This window comes from Pseudomonas bohemica (genome assembly GCF_002934685.1).
Taxonomy (GTDB): domain Bacteria; phylum Pseudomonadota; class Gammaproteobacteria; order Pseudomonadales; family Pseudomonadaceae; genus Aquipseudomonas; species Aquipseudomonas bohemica.
The window spans coordinates 39,642-62,853 of the sequence record NZ_NKHL01000114.1; the positions used below are offsets into that span (position 1 = coordinate 39,642).

At 58.9% G+C, this 23,212-nt stretch carries 30 protein-coding genes; 19 read left to right on the forward strand and 11 right to left on the reverse strand.

Annotated elements, in window-relative coordinates; translation table 11 throughout:
• From CE491_RS18985 to CE491_RS19035, 10 genes are all read right to left on the reverse strand, one after another.
• Nucleotides 1-693: ATP-binding protein (locus CE491_RS18985; protein WP_110950017.1), on the reverse strand; the 693-nt coding region annotated here is incomplete at its 3' end.
• Nucleotides 680-1,582, reverse strand: coding sequence for a phage replication protein (locus CE491_RS18990; protein WP_110949876.1), 903 nt, complete (start codon nucleotides 1,580-1,582; stop codon nucleotides 680-682). The genes CE491_RS18990 and CE491_RS18985, both read right to left, overlap by 14 nt.
• On the reverse strand, nucleotides 1,582-1,809 hold the full coding sequence (locus tag CE491_RS18995) for a hypothetical protein (RefSeq protein WP_110949877.1): 228 nt from the start codon (nucleotides 1,807-1,809) through the stop codon (nucleotides 1,582-1,584). The genes CE491_RS18990 and CE491_RS18995 overlap by 1 nt, the downstream gene beginning before the upstream one ends.
• Nucleotides 1,806-2,381 carry a hypothetical protein gene (locus CE491_RS19000; protein WP_110949878.1) on the reverse strand — a complete coding sequence of 192 codons (576 nt, stop codon included), beginning with the start codon at nucleotides 2,379-2,381 and terminating at the stop codon, nucleotides 1,806-1,808. Before CE491_RS19000 ends, CE491_RS18995 begins: the two co-directional genes overlap by 4 nt.
• Nucleotides 2,378-2,689: a hypothetical protein gene (locus CE491_RS19005; RefSeq protein WP_110949879.1), complete on the reverse strand. Its 312-nt coding sequence runs from the start codon at nucleotides 2,687-2,689 to the stop codon at nucleotides 2,378-2,380. Before CE491_RS19005 ends, CE491_RS19000 begins: the two co-directional genes overlap by 4 nt.
• Nucleotides 2,686-3,504: an ORF6N domain-containing protein gene (locus CE491_RS19010; protein WP_110949880.1), complete on the reverse strand. Its 819-nt coding sequence runs from the start codon at nucleotides 3,502-3,504 to the stop codon at nucleotides 2,686-2,688. The genes CE491_RS19005 and CE491_RS19010 overlap by 4 nt, the downstream gene beginning before the upstream one ends.
• A complete protein-coding gene (locus CE491_RS30820) occupies nucleotides 3,501-3,992 on the reverse strand; it encodes a helix-turn-helix domain-containing protein (RefSeq protein WP_234407628.1) in 492 nt (163 codons plus the stop codon). The genes CE491_RS19010 and CE491_RS30820 overlap by 4 nt, the downstream gene beginning before the upstream one ends.
• Entirely contained in the window at nucleotides 3,989-4,315 is a 327-nt protein-coding gene (locus tag CE491_RS19025) for a hypothetical protein (protein ID WP_110949881.1), read from the reverse strand. Before CE491_RS19025 ends, CE491_RS30820 begins: the two co-directional genes overlap by 4 nt.
• A gap of 8 nt (nucleotides 4,316-4,323) precedes the next feature.
• Nucleotides 4,324-4,656, reverse strand: coding sequence for a hypothetical protein (locus CE491_RS19030; RefSeq protein WP_110949882.1), 333 nt, complete (start codon nucleotides 4,654-4,656; stop codon nucleotides 4,324-4,326).
• Nucleotides 4,657-5,147: 491 nt separating this feature from the next.
• The gene (locus CE491_RS19035; RefSeq protein ID WP_110949883.1) at nucleotides 5,148-5,441 is read right to left on the reverse strand and encodes a Cro/CI family transcriptional regulator; all 294 of its coding nucleotides are present in this window, start codon (nucleotides 5,439-5,441) and stop codon (nucleotides 5,148-5,150) included.
• An 88-nt stretch (nucleotides 5,442-5,529) separates the two neighbouring features.
• Between CE491_RS19035 and CE491_RS19040 the strand changes: the two genes are divergently transcribed.
• From CE491_RS19040 to CE491_RS19105, 14 genes are all read left to right on the forward strand, one after another.
• Entirely contained in the window at nucleotides 5,530-6,270 is a 741-nt protein-coding gene (locus tag CE491_RS19040) for an XRE family transcriptional regulator (RefSeq protein ID WP_199885175.1), read from the forward strand.
• A 76-nt stretch (nucleotides 6,271-6,346) separates the two neighbouring features.
• Nucleotides 6,347-6,739 carry a response regulator transcription factor gene (locus tag CE491_RS19045; protein ID WP_234407629.1) on the forward strand — a complete coding sequence of 131 codons (393 nt, stop codon included), beginning with the start codon at nucleotides 6,347-6,349 and terminating at the stop codon, nucleotides 6,737-6,739.
• A gap of 138 nt (nucleotides 6,740-6,877) precedes the next feature.
• Complete coding sequence (gene csrA, locus CE491_RS19050; RefSeq protein ID WP_110949886.1) at nucleotides 6,878-7,072, forward strand: carbon storage regulator CsrA; 195 nt, start codon at nucleotides 6,878-6,880, stop codon at nucleotides 7,070-7,072.
• Nucleotides 7,059-7,613, forward strand: a complete 555-nt coding sequence (locus tag CE491_RS30825; protein WP_234407630.1) for a hypothetical protein — start codon at nucleotides 7,059-7,061, stop codon at nucleotides 7,611-7,613. Before csrA ends, CE491_RS30825 begins: the two co-directional genes overlap by 14 nt.
• Nucleotides 7,601-7,858 (forward strand): hypothetical protein, encoded by a 258-nt coding sequence (locus tag CE491_RS19060; protein WP_110949887.1) that lies wholly within the window; start codon nucleotides 7,601-7,603, stop codon nucleotides 7,856-7,858. The genes CE491_RS30825 and CE491_RS19060 overlap by 13 nt, the downstream gene beginning before the upstream one ends.
• Entirely contained in the window at nucleotides 7,855-8,055 is a 201-nt protein-coding gene (locus CE491_RS19065) for a hypothetical protein (RefSeq protein ID WP_110949888.1), read from the forward strand. The genes CE491_RS19060 and CE491_RS19065 overlap by 4 nt, the downstream gene beginning before the upstream one ends.
• Nucleotides 8,048-8,611 (forward strand): HNH endonuclease signature motif containing protein, encoded by a 564-nt coding sequence (locus CE491_RS19070; RefSeq protein ID WP_234407631.1) that lies wholly within the window; start codon nucleotides 8,048-8,050, stop codon nucleotides 8,609-8,611. The genes CE491_RS19065 and CE491_RS19070 overlap by 8 nt, the downstream gene beginning before the upstream one ends.
• Nucleotides 8,601-8,840 carry a hypothetical protein gene (locus CE491_RS19075; protein WP_110949889.1) on the forward strand — a complete coding sequence of 80 codons (240 nt, stop codon included), beginning with the start codon at nucleotides 8,601-8,603 and terminating at the stop codon, nucleotides 8,838-8,840. Before CE491_RS19070 ends, CE491_RS19075 begins: the two co-directional genes overlap by 11 nt.
• Before the next feature lie 53 nt (nucleotides 8,841-8,893).
• Nucleotides 8,894-9,136, forward strand: a complete 243-nt coding sequence (locus CE491_RS19080; RefSeq protein WP_110949890.1) for an excisionase — start codon at nucleotides 8,894-8,896, stop codon at nucleotides 9,134-9,136.
• Complete coding sequence (locus CE491_RS19085; protein ID WP_110949891.1) at nucleotides 9,117-10,220, forward strand: phage integrase Arm DNA-binding domain-containing protein; 1,104 nt, start codon at nucleotides 9,117-9,119, stop codon at nucleotides 10,218-10,220. Before CE491_RS19080 ends, CE491_RS19085 begins: the two co-directional genes overlap by 20 nt.
• A gap of 68 nt (nucleotides 10,221-10,288) precedes the next feature.
• Nucleotides 10,289-10,636 (forward strand): ArsC family reductase, encoded by a 348-nt coding sequence (locus CE491_RS19090; protein WP_110949892.1) that lies wholly within the window; start codon nucleotides 10,289-10,291, stop codon nucleotides 10,634-10,636.
• A gap of 29 nt (nucleotides 10,637-10,665) precedes the next feature.
• Complete coding sequence (gene dapD, locus CE491_RS19095) at nucleotides 10,666-11,700, forward strand: 2,3,4,5-tetrahydropyridine-2,6-dicarboxylate N-succinyltransferase (protein ID WP_110949893.1); 1,035 nt, start codon at nucleotides 10,666-10,668, stop codon at nucleotides 11,698-11,700.
• A gap of 62 nt (nucleotides 11,701-11,762) precedes the next feature.
• Entirely contained in the window at nucleotides 11,763-12,968 is a 1,206-nt protein-coding gene (locus CE491_RS19100; RefSeq protein WP_110949894.1) for an aminotransferase class V-fold PLP-dependent enzyme, read from the forward strand.
• Entirely contained in the window at nucleotides 12,965-13,369 is a 405-nt protein-coding gene (locus CE491_RS19105) for a SufE family protein (RefSeq protein WP_110949895.1), read from the forward strand. The genes CE491_RS19100 and CE491_RS19105 overlap by 4 nt, the downstream gene beginning before the upstream one ends.
• On the opposite strand, the gene tcdA is transcribed toward CE491_RS19105, so the two are convergent.
• Nucleotides 13,354-14,184: a tRNA cyclic N6-threonylcarbamoyladenosine(37) synthase TcdA gene (gene tcdA / locus CE491_RS19110; RefSeq protein WP_110949896.1), complete on the reverse strand. Its 831-nt coding sequence runs from the start codon at nucleotides 14,182-14,184 to the stop codon at nucleotides 13,354-13,356. The genes CE491_RS19105 and tcdA overlap by 16 nt on opposite strands.
• A gap of 331 nt (nucleotides 14,185-14,515) precedes the next feature.
• On the opposite strand from tcdA, the gene CE491_RS19115 reads away from it, so the two are divergent.
• The 5 genes from CE491_RS19115 (at nucleotide 14,516) to plsB (ending at nucleotide 23,212) form a co-directional block, all read left to right on the forward strand.
• On the forward strand, nucleotides 14,516-17,104 hold the full coding sequence (locus CE491_RS19115; protein WP_110949897.1) for a glycosyltransferase family 2 protein: 2,589 nt from the start codon (nucleotides 14,516-14,518) through the stop codon (nucleotides 17,102-17,104).
• Between the two features lie 187 nt (nucleotides 17,105-17,291).
• Nucleotides 17,292-18,443, forward strand: coding sequence for a succinyl-diaminopimelate desuccinylase (gene dapE, locus CE491_RS19120; protein WP_110949898.1), 1,152 nt, complete (start codon nucleotides 17,292-17,294; stop codon nucleotides 18,441-18,443).
• Nucleotides 18,443-19,252 (forward strand): putative RNA methyltransferase, encoded by an 810-nt coding sequence (locus CE491_RS19125; RefSeq protein ID WP_110949899.1) that lies wholly within the window; start codon nucleotides 18,443-18,445, stop codon nucleotides 19,250-19,252. Before dapE ends, CE491_RS19125 begins: the two co-directional genes overlap by 1 nt.
• Nucleotides 19,253-19,324: 72 nt before the next feature.
• Nucleotides 19,325-19,702 carry a hypothetical protein gene (locus CE491_RS19130; protein WP_110949900.1) on the forward strand — a complete coding sequence of 126 codons (378 nt, stop codon included), beginning with the start codon at nucleotides 19,325-19,327 and terminating at the stop codon, nucleotides 19,700-19,702.
• A gap of 1,017 nt (nucleotides 19,703-20,719) precedes the next feature.
• Nucleotides 20,720-23,212 (forward strand): glycerol-3-phosphate 1-O-acyltransferase PlsB, encoded by a 2,493-nt coding sequence (plsB, locus tag CE491_RS19140; RefSeq protein ID WP_110949902.1) that lies wholly within the window; start codon nucleotides 20,720-20,722, stop codon nucleotides 23,210-23,212.

Here is a 23,212-nt window from a genome sequence, read left to right on the forward strand (position 1 = left end):
CACGATGGTGGGCAAAACACGCTGATAACGGGCGTCGATCACCTCATGCAACAGACTGGGCGTGAAATCCTTGCCCGGCTTTGGCGTGTGAAACCCCACCTCATCGATGACCAGCAGATCGACGCTTGCCAGCTCCGCGATCAGCTCTGACTTCGAAGGTCCGGCATTGCTGCGGAAACTGTCGGTCACGGCCTGGGTGATCGACTCGGCGGTAACGATCAGACCGGTTTTGCCCTCATGGCGTACAACGTGCTGGAGGATCGCGCAGGCCAAGTGTGTCTTGCCGCAACCGATCTCCCCCATCAGCATCAACGCGCGCCCATCCTTGGAATGCTTGTCGAACCCCTCGGCGTACTTGCGGCAGATGCTGAGCACGCGCTGCTTGGCTGGGTCTTCGCCGGTGAGGTAGCTGTCGAAGCTGCATGCGCGGAACCGAGGCGTGATGCCCGTCGCCAACAAGGCCGCGTTTAGGTCTTCAGCCATGTCTTCGGCGAGAGCTACGCGATATTCCTCGCTCTCCTTGGGCGTGTTGTTCAGGGCCTGCCAACGGCAAGCAGGACACATGCTGAATTTCCACGAACCATCGAACTGCTCGACAAGGCTGCGCTGGTACTGGTTGTGCCCCGCCACGCCGCAAGAGTGCATGCGGCTTTCGGCGAGCAGTGGCGCAGGGCTGAATTTAGAAACGGTCATCGGGGTACATCTCCTGCGTATGCGTTGGAACGGTCAGCACGGCACTACGCGACGCAGACGGAGGCGTTGGTGGTGGCTGTTCGGTGAGGTAGGGAATCCAGTGCTCGCCCTTGCCGAGAAACGTGGCGGGCTGCTTCACGTATTCGGTCCCCACCTTGCCGAGCGCTTCCTGCTCAATCTGGTAGTTGATGGCAGCGGTGATCAAGTCCTGCGCGGGCACTCCGGCCTTGATTCGAGCTCTCCAGTTCTTCCAGGCATCGGGCTTCGGTGATGCTCGGTGACGACGTGGGTATTCACGCCAGAACGCTTCGAAGTCATCCGAGTAAGCTTTCGCCGGTTGAGCCGGTTGCTCGTCGTCATGCTGATTGCCAGGTTGATCGCCGTCATCGTCTGCCGGTGATTCGCCAGAATCGCCAAGAGGCTTTTGATCTTCGTCCCCAATCAGAGAATCAGGAATCAGAGAATCAGAGAATCCGGCGATCTTGGCGATGCCATGACACTGACTAGGCTGGTGCTCTGCACTGCCTTGGTCAGTGCTTGCAACGCCCTCGGCTGGTTCAAGTTCCGGGGAAGGCAGTGTGCTGGCCTTTTCTCGGATGTGCGGAGTCTGGTGCTTGGCAAAGTTCAGCACCTGTATTGCACTAACCCCGGCACTGTCATAGCGGTGTATGAACCCGGCCTTGGCAAGGTCATGCAGCATGCCGTCGATGTCCATTTCCCCGTCGTAAGGGAATGCCTGGCCCTTGATTCGCTTTGGACGATCCTCAATTCGCCCCTCGCGGTCGGCCAGCATCCAGAGATAGATAAACAACAGCCGATGTCCGTGGCTTAGTTCGGCCAAGGTCTCGTTTTCCATGAGACCTGGCTTGATGTTTCTTGCACGGGCCATCAGATGTCGAGCTCCTGTGTCACGCGCTTGATGAACGCGTCATAGCTCTCGGTCATAGCCAAGCCCTGCAACTCCAGCGCATCGCGGTACGCTTTTGCTGAACCGTAGAGCACCCAGCGAGCGCGCTCAGGCAGGTTCTTGAACTGGGCGTAGCTCGGCCAAGGGCCGACGATCACCTGAGCTACAGGACGCATACCTGCAGGATGGGTTAGGTTCGTGGCTGTCATTGCAAAGTCTCCCCCGCAGGGCGGCAAGCACCGCCGACGGGTTCCCCCGTCAATCGCAAGACCAGTTCACGAATCACCGTCATGGTGTCGATCGAGCTGACGCGCGCCTCCTCAATATCCAGGGCATGCGGTGAGTCGTTGGCGATGGCTTCGTTCACCCGGCGGGCATACAACAGCCCTGCGCGGCCCAGGTCGATATCGCTCAGGCCGTTAAAGACTTCCGGTGGGTACGGTGCGCAGCCAGCTGCTACGCGTGGAATCCTCAAGACCGGCTCAGGCCCGCCCTCAAGCGCGTGCTTGCGCATCTGCATCCAGTGCTCAGCCGAAACCTCACTGGCACACGCCCCAGTCCTGCGTTCGAACAGGGTTTGCAGTGCCCAGAAGGCCTGCACAAGCTCCATGTAGGCTTCACCTTGAAACTTGATCTCCTCGCCCGCTTCAATGGACTCAGAAACAGACCCGACCATTTCAAAACAGAACAGCAGCAAAGACGCGTCTGAATGCTTCTTGAACTGATCCACGTCGATGGGCTCGGCCAAGTTCTGCGGAGGAAATTTGATGATGTTGCTCATTGCACACGCTCCAGACGCTCAACCAGCGTGCGCAGGCGACGCTTCAGCTTGGTGGTCAGCGCACGCTGGTCGTACCACCGCCCGTACGCGCCCTCGGTAAAGCGCACCACGCCCTGATAGGCCGGGTCTTCGAAATCGAACCGGGTACGCTCACCATTGCCCGGCCGACCATGGGCCTGGAAATAAGTGGCGTACATATCGCTAAGCTCACGTTTCAACGAGTTCCGCTTGATCTCTGCCAACTGGAAATCGATAGCGGCCTTGGCGATTAGCCCCATGAGTTCTTGATGATTGAGTGGTTTGCTCACAGGGGCTTCTCCGGATTGAATTTTTCGTAAAAGAAACGACCGTCCCAGGTCTGTTTCATGGGCAGCTTTTCCGCCATGTACAGGTCGAACAGCTTCACCGTGCCTTCCTCCAGCATCACCGGCGCGTACCGGATGAAGGATTTGATGCCCTCTCCCGCTACCGTCACCGGTTTCTCAGTCAGCCAGTGCCTGTCGCGGGCGATGGCATAGACGCGATATTTAGGCGAGCTGTCGGGCTTCCTCTCCGCGTTGAAGATCCACTTCAACTCCATGAGAAACGCGTTTATTTGCTGCGAGTTGACGCCGTTGAGGCGTTTGGCGAATTGCGTAGGCGTCTCGCCTGGCATAAAGAGGTGCTCAAGCGCCTCGATCTTCTTGGCCTGCTGCTGGTTTTCCAGCGCCAGCACTGTGTTCTGCTCCTCAAGGTCAGCGGCAAGGCGCATCGCCTCGGCGCGAGTCTGAGGAACTGCAAACGCTTGGGGGCGGAAATAGCGGTTAACAAGCTGGCGCTGAACATCCCAAGCAAGGTCGTCAGTCAGCGACTTCACGATCATTAGATAGCCGTGCTCTGTGAGAACGGTAAGCCCCCTGTTAGGAACATCAATTCCAAAAGTACGAAATCCGTTGGCCTCAGATTTGGGCACAACGTGGTAGTCCTGACCTTCGATGAACCGATGACGGTTCTCCGCGAGATTCCTTTTCGCCGTACCTTCGGGCCGATCGTGGATCTGGTCGATCATTGCGTACGTGACGACACGCTGACCGCGGTACTCAACGACGGGCAATTCGGTGTTGTGGATGGTGATCAGATTCATTGCCCACCCTCCGAACCAAAGGCGAGCCAATCTGTGCCCACGCTACAAGCCCGAGCAATTTCAGCCAGGTAGCTGGTGCGTTTGGTCCTTCCGAGCTCAAGTTGACTGATAGACGCCTGTTCAATACCCACTAGCTTTGCGAGTTCCGGCTGCGTCAGACCTGCTTGCTCGCGGGCGGCTAGGATTCGCTGACCAAGAGTCTTGCCATCGCCAGCTGCGCCACGAATTGCAACCTGCGCGTTTTGTGGCGCGGATTCGCTCAGTTCTTTGAATTCGGAGATGGCGCTATGCACACCGCTGAAGCCCGTGTCGCTCAGAAAGGCGGCGACTTGCGCCAGGTGCGCCGCGTACTTGCCGCGACCGTGGGTGTGATCAAGATGGATGGCGCACACGAGAGCTGTGAGCCAGTTGAGTTGATCAGTGGCAGTCATGAGCTGAAACTCTGCCTCAGCTGCCAGTTCTTGCATCGTTGGGAGTGGCTTGTTCACTTGCCACCCCCTTGATTCGGGATGTTCGCAAGCTTGTAGGTAGCAGCGGCGCCGGTTTCAGCCATCGTCAGGGTCGAGAGCGCGAGCGAATTCACCAGCCAGCCGGTGCTGAGCGCCAGCTCGTCAGTGAGCTCCTTGTGGGAGGCTGCATGCGCCAGCAATTCGCCGACAGCAGCAAGGCCGTGTCCGATGGCGATGCCGAAAGATTCGTCGGCGTTCTCGACCGCCTGCAATCCTTCAACTTGATCCGGCGTGAGCTTCGCGCCTGGCGCGGATGCGGCCGGATACTCCCGCTCAACGTCAATCAGTAGATGATTCCACATTGGAGAGCTCATTGGCGGATCTCCCCTTCGGCCTTTGGCTTCATGCCCCGCTGAACCGACCAAACAAGTGCGGTGACCGCTTCTGCGATGAACGCCAGGGTTTTCACGCCGTCGCAATAGGCAAGCTCGCCAAGGTTGAGGCTGTCGTGGATGTGATCGCAGATCTGGCCCAAGCCCGATGACAACGTCTTGGCGGTCTGGAGCGCATCTTCAATGTTGGTGCCGGCGGCAACGTTGAAAATCATGACCCCGCGATTGTCGATTGGCGTGTTGCCGAAATCGGTCTCTACGGTCACAAGTTGTTGCGTCGATGCGATACCGGTGGTATTTTCAGATTTCATTTTGATTTTCCTGAAGCAAAGTGAACCCCTGCACCCTGCGTCAACAGGGTGGCGACTTAATCGCTCAGCAAAGGCTGGGCTTTTTTGTGCCTGCGATTTGAGCCTTCAGATCGCGCAACACAAAAATTGATATGCAACCCCGGCCACGGGGCAGCACCTACCTACCCTGGACGGGTTGGTGGAATTAGCGTCTGAGGGCGCATATGTGATCTCCAAAAAATGTCGTTCATACGTAACAGTGCTCAGGCACTGCGCCCTCTAAGGAATAAAATTTTTTGTTAACTCAAAAAAGTGGTGTTTTGGCATGAACGACGCACAACATGTCATGTATGCCGCATGATTCGCGTCATTCAACCCGCGCATGCGCGGAAAAATAGTTTTCGCATGCGGAATTTGAGTGCCACGCAGCGCTCGACAGCGATGGTCCGTCAAAACAACCAGGACTTGTCTTTCTGGACCCTGCAAGACTGATGGCGAACTTGAAGTCATGGCTATACGTCTCGGGCACTGGACAAAATGCCAGCATCGTCAGCGGACTGATCAGCGGCTGGGTTTGGGCGTAGATTTGCGTTCAAGGCTGGAGACAGCTGTGAGATGGCTGGACATAACTCGACTGCTCGAAACGCTCCGGATGTCGCAAGCTGTATTCGGACGGCGCTTTCAAATGAAATGGCGTGCTTTCCCCGGAGCCATCCAGATACGGTGGTCTGGTCGACACCCACCGCCAGGGCAACAGCAACCTGAGTTCCAAAATGCTTTATGAGTCTTATGACGACGGGGTTCATAATCCAGACCTTTTATGAGATTTCCCCTAGGCTATCTCATGACGACACTCATTTGCAATACTAGGGGTATACGCATGAAGATATGGATATGAACTACAGTGAACGCTTAAAAGCTGCTCGCAAGCAGGCTGGACTCACCCAGATCGAACTCGCACGCATGGTGGGGATCGATCAAACATCGATTTCGAACTTGGAAAGGGGTCGCTCTCAAGGATCATCTCACACAGTTTCTATAGCCAACGCATGCGGCGTAAGCCCGATGTGGCTCGAGGCAGGAATCGGGGAGATGGTCGAGAATCACTCGCTCTCCCGTGCGCCGATTACCTACGGGCTTAAGGGCGGACCTCGAAATCGCTTGGATATGGCTACGCCGTTCGATGAGTCTGAGGTTTACCTATGGTTTATCGAGGAAAACTTCGATGCCCCCGGCGAAGTGCTCAATTCTGGACTGGCTTTGCCTGCGGGGATTTCAGTTTCCACGACCAAAAAAGCACGGATTGGATCGGAGATTCTCACGGGCCTGGGCATATCAGCGAGCGTTGCCTACTGCGTCGAAGTCAAAGGCAACTCTATGGAGCCTGTCATGCCTTCTGGCAGCACTGTCGCTATCAATACGACTATCCTCGACATTGAAGATGGAAGAATGTATGCAATTGCCCACGACGGACAGCTCCGGGTGAAGATATTGTTTAGGCTTCCGGGCCATGGCGTGCGGCTGCGCAGCTACAACCGTGAGGATCATGCTGATGAGGAGTACACGCTGAAGGAAGCGATAGAGGCGAAAATCAAAGTGCTCGGTAGAGTATTTTTCTACTCGGTGACTTTGTAGCTATCGCGGATCGTCGACGAGAAAGACCGGCCTAGCGCCGGTTTTTTTGTGCCTGGAATTTGAGCGGCATAAAAATATGACCATACCCCTTGACTTGAAATATGAGTTGAATCATATTTGCTCCATCGAAACCAGCACGGAGCTCAACCGAATGAACGCAGCAACCTCGATCACCGCTCACGGACTCGTCGGCCTCCTTGGCCGGGGCGCAGCTCCCCGCGAGCTTGAATGCTTGCTGGCTGTTGCTGGCGGTGCGACAGGCAAAGAGGCCGCACGGTCGCTTGGGATAACTGAAGATGCTGTCAAAAAGCGCCTGTTGTCATTGACGACGAAGCTGGGCGTGAATCGGCGCGCAGCATTGGTTACGAAGGCGTTCGCGCTGGGCCTGATCAGCTTCGCCGCTGTCGCAAACCCGAATCCTGAAGGTCACGAAAACATCGACCGTAACGACGGCGTTCTGATCGCGTAACGCCTGATCCAGCGGCGTGCGCCTTCTGCCGGGCGTAGTCCAGTGGATCAGCGATCGCTGAGCACTTAACCAGAAACTGATTTTTGCGAAAGCCAACAACGCGGCCGGGATTCGTTCGGCCTGAAATAAGGAAATTCCATGCTCATCCTCACCCGAAAAATCGGCGAAACCATCCGTATCGGCGACGACATCACCATCACGGTGTGCGGCGTCCAGCAGGGCCAGGTCCGCATCGGTGTATCAGCGCCGAAAGACGTCGCGGTCGACCGTTCCGAGATCCGCACTCGCAAGATCGAAAACCCACGTGTCGAGGTGGCCCATGCAACCAATTAATCGCATTACCCTGGTGCTGCGCGCAAAGGAAGGCGAAACGCTCGCCCCGCTCTTGCAGCATGTGTCCTTGGGTGCGCCTGTTGCCATCGGCACCGGCATTGCGGTCATTGCCGGCGCCAGCGACGAAGACCTGCAGGACCAATTGAAGGCTGCGCGAAACGTCTTCGGCCAACTGATCGCTACAGGGGATATAGGGGTTAACGAAGCGAGGAGTCTGCTCGCTTCGGTTGACAAAGACCGTGTCAACCAGATTTCCGAAACAGACGAAAACGTCAACCAACAACAAAGCGAACACCAAATTATTCCGGAGATTATTCCTGAGTCCGGTCTTGGCATTGAGCATCGTGCTGCGATGGCTTTGGATGCCGCCCGGTACCGCTGGCTGCGCGACGTTGCGTTCGACACTCCGCGTCAGGATCTTGCGCTGCGCGATCGGCACCAGAACCTGCTGATCGAGGCCGAGCTCGACGCCGAGATTGATCGCGCGATGCGCGCTTACCAGGGAAATGCCGAGCAGGAGACTGAGCCATGCGCGGACTGATCTTGATCCTGCTGGCGACCTTGGCCAGCCTCGCGCGCGCAGACCAGCCCCAGCAGGTGATTGACGTTCAGCACGATACGCACCGCCAGGTGACGTGCTGGATCATCGCGGGCACCGGGATCAGTTGCTTGCCCGACACCCAGCTCAAGCGCCAGCCAAATGTGACGCAGGATCACAATAGGGAATCACCAGCGCCAGCGAGCGCGCCAGCCCCGCGCCAGCATGTCGAGAGGATTCAGCTATGACCATCCTTCCTCAAGGTGCGCAGCTTCATCTGCGCTCCGAATTCGATAGCCTCGGTGATCGGCTGATCCGCTTTGGTCAGGCGCTGAAGGAGCCGGAAACGACTGTTGGCCAGCTCACTGCGCTAGCAAGCAGCTGCGGCATTGCCTTGAAGCTGCGCACGGTCGCCGAGTCCGGCGCGAGCACCGATCGTGAGTAGCAGGTCTCGCAAGGACGTGAAACGGTGGACCCCGGCCGAGGATGCGCTGGTTCGCCAGTTTTACAAGGACCGGAGCAACGAATTCATGCTTGCCCTGCTGCCAGGGCGCACGCTCCAAGCGATTTGTCAGCGAGCCGGAGGCATGGGGATCAGCAAGACCCACGAACACCGCAGCGCTGCATCCCGCAGGAGCTTCCTCGCACTGTGCGAGCGGCGAGGTGTAAAGCCAGGTACACAGCCACGCCCAGTAGGTTCCACGCACAAGAAAGGCCGTTACACGATGATCAAGATCGCCCAGCCGGACGTGTGGAAACCGCTGCACATCCACACGTGGGAGCAGGAGCACGGGCCGGTGCCGGAAGGAATGCAGGTATGGGCGAAGGACGGCAACCCGCGAAACGTAGCGCTGGAAAACCTGACGCTCAGCACCTTGGCCGAGATCCATTTGCGCACCAACTTCAACTATCGCGGCCTCCCCGATGAGGTGCTGGACATCCTGCACCTGCAGAACGAGATCCGCAAAACCATCAAGAGGAAACGCCGCAATGAAAAATAAGCTCTCCGATCTGCGCGATCACCTGTTCGTCGCGCTGGAAAACTTGGCCGAGGCCGAGGGTGAAGACCTGGAAAAGGCCGTCAAGAAAGCCGACGCGGTCAGCAACGTGGCCAAGGTCATCGTCGAGAGTGCGAAGGTCGAGGTGGATTACATGCGTCACGTTGGTGGACTGGTCGAAGGTAGCGCTTTTATCGAATCGAAACCTCCCCTCCCAAGCAAAGGTGCCTGACGCGTCAGGCTCGCTGCATACACAAAATCTGATGAGTCAGGACTGAGGTGAACATGCCCAAGATGACGCTCGAAGAATGGGCTGCTGATCAGTTTCGCACACCGCCTACCCAGAACACGCTGCGCAGATGGGCGCGAGAAGGTCGTATCGCGCCAGCTCCTGTGAAGCACGGGCGCAGCTACTATGTTGAAGCCGATGCCTATTACAGCGAACCAGAAAAGCCAGCCGAGCGAATCGCGGGCGGCAGCCTTATCAGTCGAATAGAGAAAGCACGCCATGGCACCAAGGCCGCGTAATCCAGGCTCCAAAGACCTTCCGCCCAACCTCTACAAGAAGAAGGACAGTCGGAGCGGGGTCACCTACTTTACATACCGTGATCCCGTGAGCGGTCGTGTCTTTGGGCTGGGCAAGGACAAGGAAGCGGCGATACGCGAGGCTATGGCTGCCAATTTCGCAGACACCGTGCGCCCGACGTTGACGGAACGGATAATCGAGACGAAGCAACCAGCGGCGCGGCCTTTCGGCGGATGGATCGAAGAGTACCGACTGATCTACAAAGAGCGCGGCCTGGCAGCATCGAGCGTGCGAACGGCCCTGATGCGACTGACCAGGCTCGATGCCGAATTCGGAAAGACCGACATACGCGATGTATCGACGATGGTGATCGCGAATTATCTCGGAGGCCTAGCCAAAGAAGGAAAGGCGCAGATGGCGCGCGCCATGCGATCGTTGCTGCGGGATGTGTTCATGGAGGCTATGGCGGCTGGCTGGACAGATGTGAACCCGGTCGAAGTGACTAAGGCCGCGAGGGTTACGATCAAGCGAGAACGGTTGACGCTCGATTTGTGGAAGGAAATTTACAAGGAGGCGAAACAACCATGGCTCAAGCGCGCCATGGAGCTGGCTGTGCTGACTGGGCAGCGCCGGGAGGATATCGCGAGCATGGTATTCAAGGACGAACATGACGGATACCTGCATGTGGTCCAGTCGAAAACCAAGGCACGCTTGAGGATCAGCACCAGCATCCGACTTGCATCGCTAGGCCTCGAACTCGGCGCAGTGATCAAGCAGTGCCGTGACCGCGTACTGTCACAGCACCTGGTGCATCATTCTCGCACGGTAAGCCGGGCAAAAGCCGGTTCCCCGATAATGCTCGACACGATCAGCAAGGAGTTTTCATCGGCGCGTAAAAGAGCCGCAGCTCGATTGGGTTTGGATTTGGGCAAGACACCGCCCACCTTCCACGAAATGCGGTCTCTTGCGGCCAGGCTTCACGCAGCAGAAGGGCGGGACCCACAAATGCTGCTTGGTCACCGCTCGGCAAGAATGACCGATCTGTACCGTGACAGTCGTGGCGCCGAATGGATCGATGTCGCATAATCCTGCGCAATTGTTTTGGAGGAGAATTGGGGGAGTTTTGGGGAGACCCGAACACCCCATATATATCAATGCCTTACGTCCTTTACGGTATCAAAGCCTGCGACACCATGAAAAAGGCCCGCACGTGGCTGGACGAAAAATCGGTGAACTACGATTTCCACGACTACAAGACGCTGGGCATCGACCGCGAACACCTGACCCAGTGGTGTATCGAGCACGGCTGGCAGACAGTGTTGAATCGCGCTGGCACGACCTTTCGCAAACTGGACGAGGTGCAAAAAGCCGATCTCGACCAGGACAAGGCGATCGAGCTGATGCTCGCCCAGCCGTCGATGATCAAGCGCCCTGTGCTGGATCTTGGCGGCAAGACCCTGATTGGCTTCAAACCCGAACTGTACGCAGCAGCTATCGCCTGATTGAGATAGCCCTTTAAAGAGGTATTTGCATGTCCACTTCCCTGTTCAGCCTGGCCTTCGGCGTCGGCACCCAAAATCGTCAAGGCACCTGGCTGGAAGTTTTCTACGCCCTGCCCCTGCTCAACCCGCCGGCTGAAATCGTTGACGCTGTCACGTCTGTCCTGGGTTATACCGGAGGCAATCAGGCGATCACGTTCAACACCGATCTGGCTTCGAAACTGGCCGACGCGCTCAAATCGGTAGACGCCGCGCAGGCCGCGCTGCTGACCCGCCTGGCCGAGAGCCACAAGCCGCTGGTCGCCACCATTCTGGCCGAAGACGCTACTTTGACTTCCACGCCTGAGGCGTACCTGAAGCTGCACCTGCTGTCCCATCGCCTTGTCAAGCCGCACGGCCTGAGCTTGGCAGGCGTATTCCCGCTGCTGCCGAACGTCGCCTGGACCAGCCAGGGCGCGATCGATCTCGCCGAACTGGGTGAGCGCCAGCTGGAAGCCCGTCTCAAGGGTCATCTGCTGGAAGTGTTCTCGGTGGACAAGTTCCCGAAAATGACCGACTACGTCGTGCCGGCTGGCGTGCGCATCGCTGACACTGCGCGCGTACGTCTGGGTGCCTACATCGGCGAAGGCACCACCGTCATGCACGAAGGCTTCGTCAACTTCAACGGCGGCACCGAAGGGCCGGGCATGATCGAAGGTCGTGTGTCGGCTGGCGTGTTCGTCGGCAAGGGCTCGGACCTGGGCGGCGGTTGCTCGACCATGGGCACGCTGTCCGGGGGTGGCAACATCGTGATCAAGGTCGGCGAGGGCTGCCTGATCGGCGCCAACGCCGGTGTTGGTTTCCCGCTCGGCGACCGAAACACCGTGGAAGCCGGTCTGTACATCACCGCGGGCACCAAAGTGGCGCTGCTGGATGACAAGAACGAGCTGGTCAAGGTGCTCAAGGCCCGTGATCTGGCCGGTCAGCCTGACCTGCTGTTCCGTCGCAACTCGCAAACCGGCGCCGTGGAGTGCAAATCCCACAAGTCGGCCATCGAGCTGAACGAAGCGCTGCACGCTCACAACTGATCGCGCTGTGCAAGGATTGGAGCCCTCGTCGGGCTCCAGTCTCATTAGAGAGTCTGAATGTCATGTCCCTCATTTCCCCTTGGCGCGCTGACTTCCCCGCACTCGATGCCCTTGAACGGGAAGGCCAGACCTATCTGGACAGCGCCGCCACCGCACAGAAACCTCAAGCCCTGATCGACGCGATGGCGCATTACTACGCCAATGGCGCAGCGAACGTGCATCGCGCGCAGCATCTTCCCGGTGCGAAGGCCACTCAGGCCTTCGAGGACTCCCGCCGCAAGGCTGGCGAATGGCTGAATGCCGGTTCATCCGGGCAAATCGTCTTCACCCACGGCGCCACCTCGGCGTTCAATCTGCTCGCCTATGGGCTGGAGCATCTGTTTCGGGCTGGTGACGAAATCGTTATCAGCGCCTTGGAGCACCACGCCAATCTGTTGCCTTGGCAGCAATTGGCCAGACGTCATGATCTGAAGCTGGTGGTGCTGCCGCTGACGGCTCAGGGTGTGATCGACGATGAAGCGGCTGCCGCTTTGATCACGTCGCGTACGCGCTTGCTGGCAGTCAGCCAATTGTCCAACGTGCTGGGCACCTGGCAACCTGTCGCGCAACTGGTGGCTTTGGCCAGAGCGCGAGGTGCGCTGACGGTCATCGACGCCGCGCAGGGCATCGTCCATGGTCGCCATGATGTACAGGCGCTGGGCTGCGACTTCTATGTATTTTCCAGCCACAAGCTCTATGGCCCGGATGGCGTCGGTGTGTTATTTGGTCGCCACGAAGCGCTGGCGCAACTGCACCACTGGCAGTTCGGCGGGGAAATGGTGCTTCAAGCGGGCTATCAGGATGCGACCTTCCGCCCTGCGCCATTGGGTTTCGAGGCCGGGACGCCGCCTGTTTCCGGAGTTATCGGTCTGGGCGCGACCCTCGACTATCTGAACGACATCAACCATGTCGCCGCTGCCGAGCATGAGGCCCGTCTGCACGAACTGCTGTGCGCGGGGTTGCTGCTGCGCGAAGGCGTGCGACTGGTGGGCGATCCGCAGGTGGCGCTGGCGAGTTTTGTGGTCGAGGATGTGCACAACGCCGATCTGGCGCATTTGCTGACTGAGCAAGGCATCGCTGTGCGGGCGGGTCATCACTGCGCTATCCCGTTGATCAGTAGCTTGGGGCTGTCGGGTGCGATCCGGGTGTCGTTGGCACTGTACAACGATTCCACAGATCTCGAGCGACTCTTCAATGCGCTGGATCAGGCGCTGGAGCTGCTGCGATGAGCTTGCCTCAAGAGGCACAAACCGCGCTCGACACCTTCAGCGCGTCGCTGAGCTGGGAGCAACGCGCGCGCCTGCTGATGCAATGGGGCGAACGACTGCCTGTGCTGGCCGACGATGAAAAAACCGACCAGCATCTGGTGCACGGCTGCGAGAGCAAGGTCTGGTTGCTGGCGGATGTGGTCGAGGGACACTGGCAGTTTCGTGCTGCCAGTGATGCCCGTTTGATTCGCGGGTTGGTGGCGCTGCTGCTGACGCGGGTCAATGGTTTGTCGGCGTCCGAATTGCAGCAGGTCGATCTGAGCGACTGGTTCAATCAGTTGGGTCTAAGCCGTCAGCTCTCCCCGTCACGCAGCAATGGGCTGAATGCCGTGTTGCAGAAGATGCGTCAGCTGGCCGGCTGAGCCGCTTCCTTCGCCTTGATCCGCTCTGCCGGGCGCCGCACGCCTGCCACGATTTTTTCCACCGCCTTGGTGGCTGCGACCATGCCGAAGGTCGCCGTGACCATCATCACCGCGCCGAAACCACCGGCGCAGTCCAGCTTCACGCCATCACCGACAAAGCTTTTCTGCAGACAGATGCTGCCATCCGGCTTGGGGTAGCGCAGTTGCTCGGTCGAGAACACGCAAGGCACGCTGTAGTGACGGGTCACGGTGCGGGAAAACCCGTAATCGCGGCGCAGGGTCGAGCGTACTTTTGAGGCCAACGGATCGTTGAAGGTGCGGTTCAGATCACAGACCTGAATCAATGTCGGATCGATCTGCCCGCCCGCGCCGCCGGTGGTGATGATCTGGATCTTGCGTCGTTTGCACCAGGCAATCAGCGCAGCCTTGGCGTTGACGCTGTCGATGCAGTCGAGCACGCAGTCGATGTTCGGCGTGATGTATTCGGCCATGGTCTCGCGGGTCACGAAATCGGCCACGGCGTGCACTACGCAATCCGGGTTGATCTCGCGCAGGCGCTCGGCCATGACTTCGACTTTCGCACGACCGACGGTGCTGGTCAGGGCATGCAACTGGCGGTTGCTGTTGCTGGCGCAGACGTCGTCCAGGTCAAACAGGGAAATCTCGCCCACACCGCAGCGGGCCATGGCTTCCGCCGCCCACGAACCGACGCCGCCGATGCCCACCACCGCCACATGGGCCGCGCGCAGGCGCTCCAGGCCTTCGATGCCGTACAGACGGGCGACGCCAGCAAACCGCGGATCTTCTGTGCTCATGACCAATACCCCAAAAAACCGGCGCGCATTATAGGCCGTGCTTGGAATTGGGACAGCTGCCTGTTGGGGGTGTTTGGTCTGAAAAGAGATATCGGCTTGCTCAGCCTGTAGGAGCGCTTGCCCGCGATTGCATTTATCCAGACGCTGCAGCCGTGCCTGACGGGTTGCAATCGCAGGCTAGCGCGCTGCTACAGACGCGGATCCTACGCACGACAGAGAAACGGATTACATTCCTCCACGAATAGAACTACATCCCTTAACGGTTGCCCAAGCTCGTGCTGGCTGACGTCTGTCAGCTCCCCCCGTTCCCGTCTAGGAACCTGAAGTAGCCATGCCATCGCGTAAATTTGGTCTCAATCTGGTTGTCGTTGTGGCGATCGCCGCGCTGTTCACTGGCTTCTGGGCGTTGATCAACCGCCCGGTGACCACTCCCAACTGGCCCGAACATATCTCTGGATTCTCCTATTCCCCTTTCCGCCTGGGTCAGAACCCACAGAAAGGCGTGTACCCGTCCGACGATGAAATGCGTCAGGACCTGGAGCTGATGAGTAAATCCACTGACAATATCCGTATCTATTCGGTGGATGGCAGCCTTCAGGACATTCCGAAACTGGCTGAGGAGTTCGGCTTGCGCGTGACTCTCGGGATCTGGATCAGCCCGGACCAGGAACGCAACGAGCGGGAAATCAATACAGCCATCGAACTGGCCAATAGCACCCGCAGCGTGGTGCGTGTGGTGGTCGGTAACGAGGCGTTGTACCGCGAAGAGATCACGCCCAAGGAGCTGATGGCCATTCTGGACCGCGTGCGCGCGGCGGTGAAAGTGCCGGTGACCACCTCTGAGCAATGGCACATCTGGAAGAAATACCCGGAGCTGGCCAAACACGTCGATCTGATCGCGGCGCACATTCTGCCCTACTGGGAATACATTCCTGTGGACAAGGCCGGGCAGTACGTTTTCGACCGTGCGCGGGAGCTCAAACACCTGTTCCCGAAAAAGTCTTTGCTGCTGTCTGAAGTCGGCTGGCCGAGTCACGGCCACATGCGCGGCGGCGCTGATGCGACCCAGGCCGATCAGGCGATTTACCTGCGCACCCTGGTCAACAAACTCAACCGCCAGGGCTTCAACTACTTCGTGATCGAAGCGTTCGACCAGCCGTGGAAGGCCAGCGATGAAGGCTCGGTCGGCGCGTATTGGGGGGTCTACAATGCGGCTCGCCAGCAGAAATTCAACTTCGAGGGCCCCGTGGTCGCGATCCCGCAATGGCGCGTACTGGCCATTGGTTCGGCGGTGCTTGCCATGCTCGCGCTGGCGCTGCTGCTGATCGACGGCTCGGCCCTGCGTCAGCGCGGTCGTACGTTCCTGACCTTCATCGCATTCCTGTGCGGCTCGGTGCTGGTGTGGATCGGCTACGACTACAGCCAGCAATACAGCACCTGGTTCAGCGTGCTTGTAGGGTTCTTGCTGGCACTCGGCGCTTTCGGGGTGTTCATCGTACTGCTCACAGAGGCTCATGAACTGGCCGAGGCGGTCTGGACGCACAAACGGCGTCGCGAATTCCTGCCTGTCGATGCGGATACCGCCTACCGACCAAAAGTCTCGGTGCACGTACCCTGCTACAACGAACCGCCGGAGATGGTGAAACAGACCCTCAATGCGCTGGCCGCACTGGATTACCCGGATTTCGAGGTGCTGCTGATCGACAACAACACCAAGGACCCGGCCGTGTGGGAGCCGGTCAAGGCCCATTGCGAGATGCTCGGTGAGCGCTTCAAGTTCTTCCACGTCGCTCCCCTGGCGGGTTTCAAGGGTGGCGCGCTGAACTACCTGATTCCGCACACCGCCGCGGACGCCGAAGTCATCGCGGTGATCGATTCGGATTACTGCGTCGACCGCAACTGGCTCAAGCACATGGTCCCGCACTTCGCCGATCCAAAGATCGCTGTGGTGCAGTCGCCGCAGGACTATCGCGACCAGCATGAAAGCGCGTTCAAAAAACTCTGCTATTCGGAATACAAAGGCTTCTTTCATATCGGCATGGTCACCCGCAACGACCGCGACGCGATCATTCAGCACGGCACCATGACCATGACGCGCCGCTCGGTCCTCGAAGAATTGGGCTGGGCCGACTGGTGTATCTGTGAGGACGCCGAGCTGGGCTTGCGGGTGTTCGAAAAAGGCTATTCCGCCGCCTATGCCCACAACAGTTATGGCAAGGGCCTGATGCCGGACACCTTCATCGACTTCAAGAAGCAGCGTTTCCGCTGGGCCTATGGCGCGATTCAGATCATCAAGCGTCACGCCGCAAGCCTGCTGCGAGGTAAGGACACCGAGCTGACGCGCGGCCAGCGCTATCACTTCCTCGCGGGCTGGCTGCCGTGGGTGGCCGATGGCATGAACATTTTCTTCACCGTGGGCGCCTTGTTGTGGTCTGCGGCGATGATCATTGTGCCCAATCGGGTCGATCCGCCGCTGCTGATTTTCGCGATTCCGCCGTTGGCGCTGTTCTTCTTCAAGGTCGGTAAGATCATTTTCCTTTACCGTCGCGCCGTGGGCGTGAACCTCACGGATGCGTTCTATGCCGCGCTGGCCGGGCTGGCGTTGTCGCACACCATCGCCAAAGCGGTGTTGTACGGTTTCTTCACCACCAGCATTCCGTTCTTCCGTACGCCGAAAAACGCCGACAGCCATGGCCTGTTGGTGGCGATCTCCGAGGCCCGCGAAGAGCTGTTCATCATGTTGCTGCTGTGGGGCGCGGCGCTGGGTATCTGCCTGGTGCAAGGCCTGCCGAGCAACGATGTGCGGTTCTGGGTGCTCATGCTGGTGGTGCAGTCGCTTCCGTATCTTGCCGCATTGATCATGGCGTTTCTTTCGTCGCTGCCTAAACCCAAGCCAGTGGAGGAACCCACCACGGCCTGAAACAATTGAGCGCTGCTCAAAACGGCGGCCTTCGGGTCGCCGTTTTGCTTTAAGATGTCTGCCGTTTTGTAGGAGCGCGCTTGCCCGCGAACAGGGTGTGTCAAGTTTGACTTAGCTGACGGGCACGCCGCAATCGCGGGCAAGGGCGCTCCTATAGGGTTACTACATTCAATTCCTCGGATCTTTCATGAAAGCCCCAGCCGACCTCTCGCCTACTCTGCAACTCGCCTGCGACTTGATCCGTCGGCCGTCTGTCACGCCGCTCGACGCCGATTGTCAGGCCGTGATGATGAAACGCCTGGGCGATACCGGTTTCGCGCTGGAGGCGATGCGTATCGAAGACGTCGACAATTTCTGGGCCACCCACGGTACCCAGGATGGCCCGGTGCTGTGCTTCGCCGGTCACACCGATGTGGTGCCGACCGGTCCGGTGAAGGCCTGGCAGAACGATCCTTTCGATGCATTGATCGATGAAAACGGCATGCTCTGCGGCCGTGGGGCGGCGGACATGAAAGGCAGCCTGGCGTCGATGATCATCGCCACCGAGCGCTTCGTCGCCGACTACCCGAATCACAAGGGCAAGGTCGCGTATCTGATCACCAGCGACGAGGAAGGGCCTGCCCATCACGGCACCAAGGCTGTGGTCGAGCGCCTGGCGGCGCGCAAAGAGCGTCTGGACTGGTGCATCGTCGGCGAGCCATCGAGCACCACGCTGGTGGGTGACGTGGTCAAGAACGGCCGTCGCGGCTCTCTGGGCGCTACCCTCACCGTCAAGGGCGTGCAGGGTCACGTCGCTTACCCGCACCTGGCGAAAAATCCGATTCACCTGGCGGCGCCTGCACTGACCGAACTGGCCGCCGAGCACTGGGATGAAGGCAACGCGTTCTTTCCGCCTACCAGCTTCCAGATCTCCAACCTGAACTCAGGCACTGGCGCCACCAACGTCGTTCCTGGCGAACTGACCGCGGTGTTCAACTTCCGTTTCTCCACCGAATCCACCGTCGAGGACCTGCAGAAGCGCGTCGCCGACATTCTCGACAAACACGGTCTGGACTGGCACGTGGAATGGGCGCTGTCGGGCCTGCCGTTCCTCACCGAGCCGGGCGCGTTGCTCGATGCGGTGTCGGCCAGCATCAAGAGCGTTACCGGCCGCGAAACCAAGGCATCCACCAGCGGCGGCACATCGGATGGGCGATTCATTGCCACCCTCGGTACGCAGGTGGTCGAACTGGGGCCGGTCAACGCCACGATCCATCAGGTCAACGAGCGAATTCTGGCCAGCGACCTCGACGTGCTGACCGAGATCTACTACCAAACGCTGGTCAAGTTGCTCGGCTGATGCTGACCTGCCCGATCTGCTCAGCCCCGCTCGATGCAGCGGACAACGGCGTGGTGTGCCTGGTCGGCCACCGCTTCGACCGCGCCCGCCAGGGGTATCTGAACCTGCTGCCGGTGCAGCACAAGAACAGCCGCGACCCCGGCGACAATCAGGCGATGGTCGAGGCGCGCCGGGATTTTCTCAATGCCGGGCATTATGCGCCGGTGGCAAAACGTCTGGCCGAGCTGGCCGCCGAACGTGCACCCGCTCACTGGCTGGACATCGGCTGCGGCGAGGGTTACTACACCGCTCAGATTGCCGATGCCCTGGAGGGCGCAGATGGCTATGCGCTGGATATCTCCCGCGAAGCGGTCAAGCGCGCCTGCAAACGCGACCCGAAACTGACCTGGTTGATCGCCAGCATGGCCCGCGTACCTCTGCCGGACGCGAGCATGCAGTTCATCGCCAGCGTCTTCAGCCCACTGGACTGGGACGAGGCCAAACGCCTGTTGTCGTCGGGCGGTGGCCTGATGCGTGTAGGACCGACCAACGAGCATCTGATGGAGTTGCGGCAACGCCTGTACGACGAAGTCCGCGACTATGCCGATGACAAGCATCTGGCGCTGGTCCCCGAAGGCATGAGTCTGCAACATAGCGAAACCCTTCGCTTCAAGCTGACTCTGGTGGATGGTCAGGCCCGGGCCAACCTGCTGGCCATGACGCCCCACGGCTGGCGCGCCAGTGCCGAGCGGCGGGCCAATGTCATCGACCAACCCGAGCCGTTCGAGGTAACCGTGTCCATGCGCTACGATTATTTCGTTCTGCAGTGACGGCCTGCCTGCCAAGTCAGAATGACCGAATGAATCCGCGAATGGATTTTCCAGAACAACCCAGAGGCATCCATGCGCCAACCCGATATCGAGATTTACCTGAAAGACGCCGACGTTGACCACAAGGCAATCACCACCTGGCTCACCGCCGACGTCGGCCCATGCAGCGAATGGGTCCAGAAAGGCCAGACCTGGAAATGCAAGGCCGGCGACATCCCGGTGACCTGGATTCCCAAGGCCGTTGGCAAATGGAACAGCCTGTGCCTGGACAGCGACAAGACGCCTTGGGACGACGACATCGCCTGCGCCCGCGCCGCCTTTGCTGCCCTGAATGTGGAAGTGCGCTGCGCGCCCGGGACGTGGGTCGAGGAAGAAAGCGAGGAAGACGCCGATCGCTGGATTCGCATCAGCGCCGATGGTGAGGAAGAGATTACCTGGCGTACTTCGTGAGTCAGCGCTTGTAGCGATCACCTGCCGACAATGCTCGATGTCAGATTCTTCTGACATCGAGCATTGTCGGCAGGCATGTCCCCTACTTACTAACCTTCGAACGGAACATTCATCACGCTATAGCGCCTGGTCCTCCTGTTGATAACTGAAAACATTGCCCGTAATTACATTGGGGGTCACCCTGACGATAGGGATGATCCTGAGAGTTTGTTCAAAAAAATCCCTCTGGATATTCTGTGCACCGACGAATCCGGGTGCACGCGTATTCGTCAAAAAATAGAAAAAGGCTTTGATTGAAAGATTGTTGGTATTTTGAGGCCAGACTTTCATAACGATTTCTTTTTGCTGCCAAGCGGTTAACTCGGCACTCGAATTCTCCCATGCCAACATACTCAGGCTAAATGAACCAGGGTCTGTGGCAAAGCTGCATTGATGTCGGTTTATCCACACTAACTGGGTACTTATGGAAATGGACCCGCCTCATATCCAATGTTGCTGCACCGCCCCCACCAAGCTGACCTGTATCGACCAAGGCGAGTTGCGTATTAAACCCTGAACTAGCGAAAGTTGAAAAAGCGGGGCGAACATCCGCGACGCATATACCAGATATCAGAGCGGTAAAGAGCATGAACTGCTTCAAGATTTTCATGTGCATCCCTCACATATTACCCAGCCTCTTTAAACCAGCTTATCCCGGCCCGAAAGTTTGTCTACTGTCGGAAATGACAGGTGATTGCTTATACAGCTTTCCTGTTTTTTGAAATCGTAAGTGAGTGTATTCAGAACGCCGGAGTGTCGTATTGCCTCTGGATTGGGCCCTGCTTGCAATCGATGAAGTCAGCCTCCCGGCAAAGCCGCGTTAGTCTGATACTGCTGCTATCAAGCAGTCGCCGACAACTATGCCGCCACCACGGCGGATAATTTCTGAATAGAGAATTAACTCCCCACTTTGCCCATCCCCGCCATATACGGCAAACTGGCCGCCTCGTGGGCCTGGCCCCTTTACGCAGAATTCGTATGACCCGCTCCCCGTTTCGTCGTCTCGTCTTTGGCACCGTGCGTCGCCTGCTGTATCTGTGGGTGCGTTCGGAAACGATCAATCAGTCGTCCTTCACCCTCAATCTCGACCGCAGCCGCCCGGTGTTCTACGCGCTGCAAAGCCCGTCGCTGAGCGACCTGGCCGTGCTTGATACCGAGTGCCGCAAAGCCGGTCTGCCGCGTCCTGTCCTGGCGGTTGCGGTGGGCAATCTGACAGAGCCTGCGGCGTTCTTCTACCTGACGCCGGCACCTGACTGGCTGGGACGGCAGGACAAACGCGGTGCGCCGCCCACACTGGAAAGGCTGGTGGGCGCAGTGACCCGCAATGCCACCGAGGATGCGCAGATCATCCCGGTCAGCGTGTTCTGGGGACAGTCGCCGGACAAGGAAGACAGCCCGTGGAAGCTGCTGTTTGCGGACAGCTGGGCGGTCACCGGGCGTCTGCGGCGTTTCATCACGATTCTGATTCTCGGACGCAAGACCCGCGTGCAGTTCTCCGCCCCGATTCATCTGCGTGAACTGGTCGACGAGAACAAAGGCTACGAGCGCACGGTGCGCATGGCTCAACGCCTGCTGCGCGTACATTTCCGCAACCTGAAGACCGCCACTATCGGACCGGACCTGTCACACCGACGCAATCTGGTGAAGGGCCTGATCGCCGATCCGCTGGTCAAACAGGCGATTCTCGACGAAGCCGCCCGAGAGAAGATTCCCGAGGCCAAGGCACGGGAAAAGGCCCTGCATTACGGCAACGAAATCGCTTCGGACTACACCTACACCGCCATCCGCTTTCTGGAAGTGGTGCTGAGCTGGTTCTGGAACAAGATCTACGACGGCATCAAGGTCAGCCATCTGGAGGGCGTGCAGAACGTCGCACAGGGCAACGAGATCATTTATGTACCCTGCCATCGCAGCCACATCGATTACCTGCTGCTGTCGTATCTGTTGTTCCGCAATGGCCTGACGCCGCCGCACATCGCCGCGGGTATCAACCTCAACATGCCGGTGATCGGTAGTCTGCTGCGCCGCGGCGGCGCGTTCTTCATGCGTCGCACCTTCAAGGGCAATCCGCTGTACACCGCGGTTTTCAACGAGTACCTGCACACCTTGTTCACCAAGGGTTTCCCGGTGGAATACTTCGTCGAGGGCGGGCGCTCGCGCACCGGACGCATGTTGCAGCCCAAGACGGGGATGCTGGCGATCACGATGCGCAGTTACCTGCGCAACTCGCGCACGCCGATCATTTTCGTGCCGGTCTACATCGGTTACGAGCGCGTACTGGAAGGCCGCACCTACCTGGGTGAATTGCGCGGGGCGGCGAAAAAGAAAGAATCGATCTTCGACATCTTCAAAGTCATCGGTGCGCTCAAACAGCGTTTCGGCCAGGTTTCGGTCAACTTCGGCGAGCCGATCAAGCTGGCCGACTTCCTCGATCACGAACAACCGAATTGGCGTACCCAGGATCTCGGCCCGGTGTTCAAGCCGGCCTGGCTTAACGAGACCACCCATCGGCTGGGTGAGCGTGTGGCCCGGCATCTTAACGAAGCCGCCGCGGTCAATCCGGTGAATCTGGTGGCGCTTGCGCTGCTGTCCACCAACAAACACGCGCTCGACGATCAGGCTCTGGCGCGGGTGCTGGACCTCTACCTGACCCTGCTGCGCAGCGTGCCGTACTCGCCGCATACCACTCTGCCGGAAGGCGATGGTCAGGCGTTGATCGAGCATGTCAAAGGCATGGATCTGCTTTCCGAGCAGAAAGATGCGCTGGGCAAGATCCTCTATCTGGACGAACAGAACGCCGTCCTGATGACCTATTACCGCAACAACGTGCTGCATATCCTCGCCTTGCCGTCGCTGCTGGCGAGTTTCTTCCAGAGTTCTTCACGCATGAGCCGCGAACAGGTGCTGCGTTACGCCCGTGCGCTGTACCCGTATCTGCAATCGGAATTGTTCATTCGCTGGTCCCTGGACGAGCTGGATGCCGTGATCGATCAATGGCTGGCAGCGTTCGTCGAACAGGGGCTGCTGCGCTTCGAGAACGATGTCTACCTGCGCCCCGCACCAAGCTCGCGGCACTTCGTGTTGCTGACGCTGTTGTCACGGGCCATCGCGCAGACCCTGCAACGCTTCTACATGGCGATTTCGCTGTTGCTCAACAGCGGCCAGCACACCCTGACCGCCGAGGAGCTGGAGGATCTGAGCACGATCATGGCCCAGCGCCTGTCCATCCTGCACGGCCTGAACGCCCCGGAATTCTTCGACAAGAGCCTGTTCCGCCACTTCATTCAGACGCTGCTGGACCAGGACGTGTTGCGCAAGGACGACGGCGGCAAGCTGGGCTATCACGCGTTATTGGGCGAGCTGGCCGAAGGTGCGGCCAAGCGGGTATTGCCGGCGGAAATTCGTTTGTCGATTCGTCAAGTGGCACTGCATCGCAGTGAAGAGGTCCTAGATGCTGGGCCGAGTGTCTGA

Coding starts and splice junctions, on each gene's coding strand:
- CE491_RS19130 (WP_110949900.1), top strand. CDS start 19,325: ATGCGCCAACCCGATATCGAGATTTACCTGAAAGACGCCGACGTTGAC.
- CE491_RS19115 (WP_110949897.1), top strand. CDS start 14,516: ATGCCATCGCGTAAATTTGGTCTCAATCTGGTTGTCGTTGTGGCGATC.
- csrA (WP_110949886.1), top strand. CDS start 6,878: ATGCTCATCCTCACCCGAAAAATCGGCGAAACCATCCGTATCGGCGAC.
- CE491_RS19100 (WP_110949894.1), top strand. CDS start 11,763: ATGTCCCTCATTTCCCCTTGGCGCGCTGACTTCCCCGCACTCGATGCC.
- CE491_RS19010 (WP_110949880.1), bottom strand. CDS start 3,504: ATGAATCTGATCACCATCCACAACACCGAATTGCCCGTCGTTGAGTAC.
- CE491_RS19075 (WP_110949889.1), top strand. CDS start 8,601: ATGAAAAATAAGCTCTCCGATCTGCGCGATCACCTGTTCGTCGCGCTG.
- tcdA (WP_110949896.1), bottom strand. CDS start 14,184: ATGAGCACAGAAGATCCGCGGTTTGCTGGCGTCGCCCGTCTGTACGGC.
- CE491_RS18995 (WP_110949877.1), bottom strand. CDS start 1,809: ATGACAGCCACGAACCTAACCCATCCTGCAGGTATGCGTCCTGTAGCT.
- CE491_RS19090 (WP_110949892.1), top strand. CDS start 10,289: ATGCCTTACGTCCTTTACGGTATCAAAGCCTGCGACACCATGAAAAAG.
- CE491_RS19000 (WP_110949878.1), bottom strand. CDS start 2,381: ATGAGCAACATCATCAAATTTCCTCCGCAGAACTTGGCCGAGCCCATC.
- CE491_RS19030 (WP_110949882.1), bottom strand. CDS start 4,656: ATGAAATCTGAAAATACCACCGGTATCGCATCGACGCAACAACTTGTG.
- CE491_RS19105 (WP_110949895.1), top strand. CDS start 12,965: ATGAGCTTGCCTCAAGAGGCACAAACCGCGCTCGACACCTTCAGCGCG.
- CE491_RS19045 (WP_234407629.1), top strand. CDS start 6,347: ATGACCATACCCCTTGACTTGAAATATGAGTTGAATCATATTTGCTCC.
- CE491_RS30825 (WP_234407630.1), top strand. CDS start 7,059: ATGCAACCAATTAATCGCATTACCCTGGTGCTGCGCGCAAAGGAAGGC.
- CE491_RS19085 (WP_110949891.1), top strand. CDS start 9,117: ATGGCACCAAGGCCGCGTAATCCAGGCTCCAAAGACCTTCCGCCCAAC.
- CE491_RS19125 (WP_110949899.1), top strand. CDS start 18,443: ATGCTGACCTGCCCGATCTGCTCAGCCCCGCTCGATGCAGCGGACAAC.
- CE491_RS18990 (WP_110949876.1), bottom strand. CDS start 1,582: ATGGCCCGTGCAAGAAACATCAAGCCAGGTCTCATGGAAAACGAGACC.
- CE491_RS19065 (WP_110949888.1), top strand. CDS start 7,855: ATGACCATCCTTCCTCAAGGTGCGCAGCTTCATCTGCGCTCCGAATTC.
- CE491_RS19080 (WP_110949890.1), top strand. CDS start 8,894: ATGCCCAAGATGACGCTCGAAGAATGGGCTGCTGATCAGTTTCGCACA.
- CE491_RS19035 (WP_110949883.1), bottom strand. CDS start 5,441: ATGAACCCCGTCGTCATAAGACTCATAAAGCATTTTGGAACTCAGGTT.
- dapD (WP_110949893.1), top strand. CDS start 10,666: ATGTCCACTTCCCTGTTCAGCCTGGCCTTCGGCGTCGGCACCCAAAAT.
- CE491_RS19040 (WP_199885175.1), top strand. CDS start 5,530: ATGAACTACAGTGAACGCTTAAAAGCTGCTCGCAAGCAGGCTGGACTC.
- plsB (WP_110949902.1), top strand. CDS start 20,720: ATGACCCGCTCCCCGTTTCGTCGTCTCGTCTTTGGCACCGTGCGTCGC.
- CE491_RS19025 (WP_110949881.1), bottom strand. CDS start 4,315: ATGTGGAATCATCTACTGATTGACGTTGAGCGGGAGTATCCGGCCGCA.
- dapE (WP_110949898.1), top strand. CDS start 17,292: ATGAAAGCCCCAGCCGACCTCTCGCCTACTCTGCAACTCGCCTGCGAC.
- CE491_RS19060 (WP_110949887.1), top strand. CDS start 7,601: ATGCGCGGACTGATCTTGATCCTGCTGGCGACCTTGGCCAGCCTCGCG.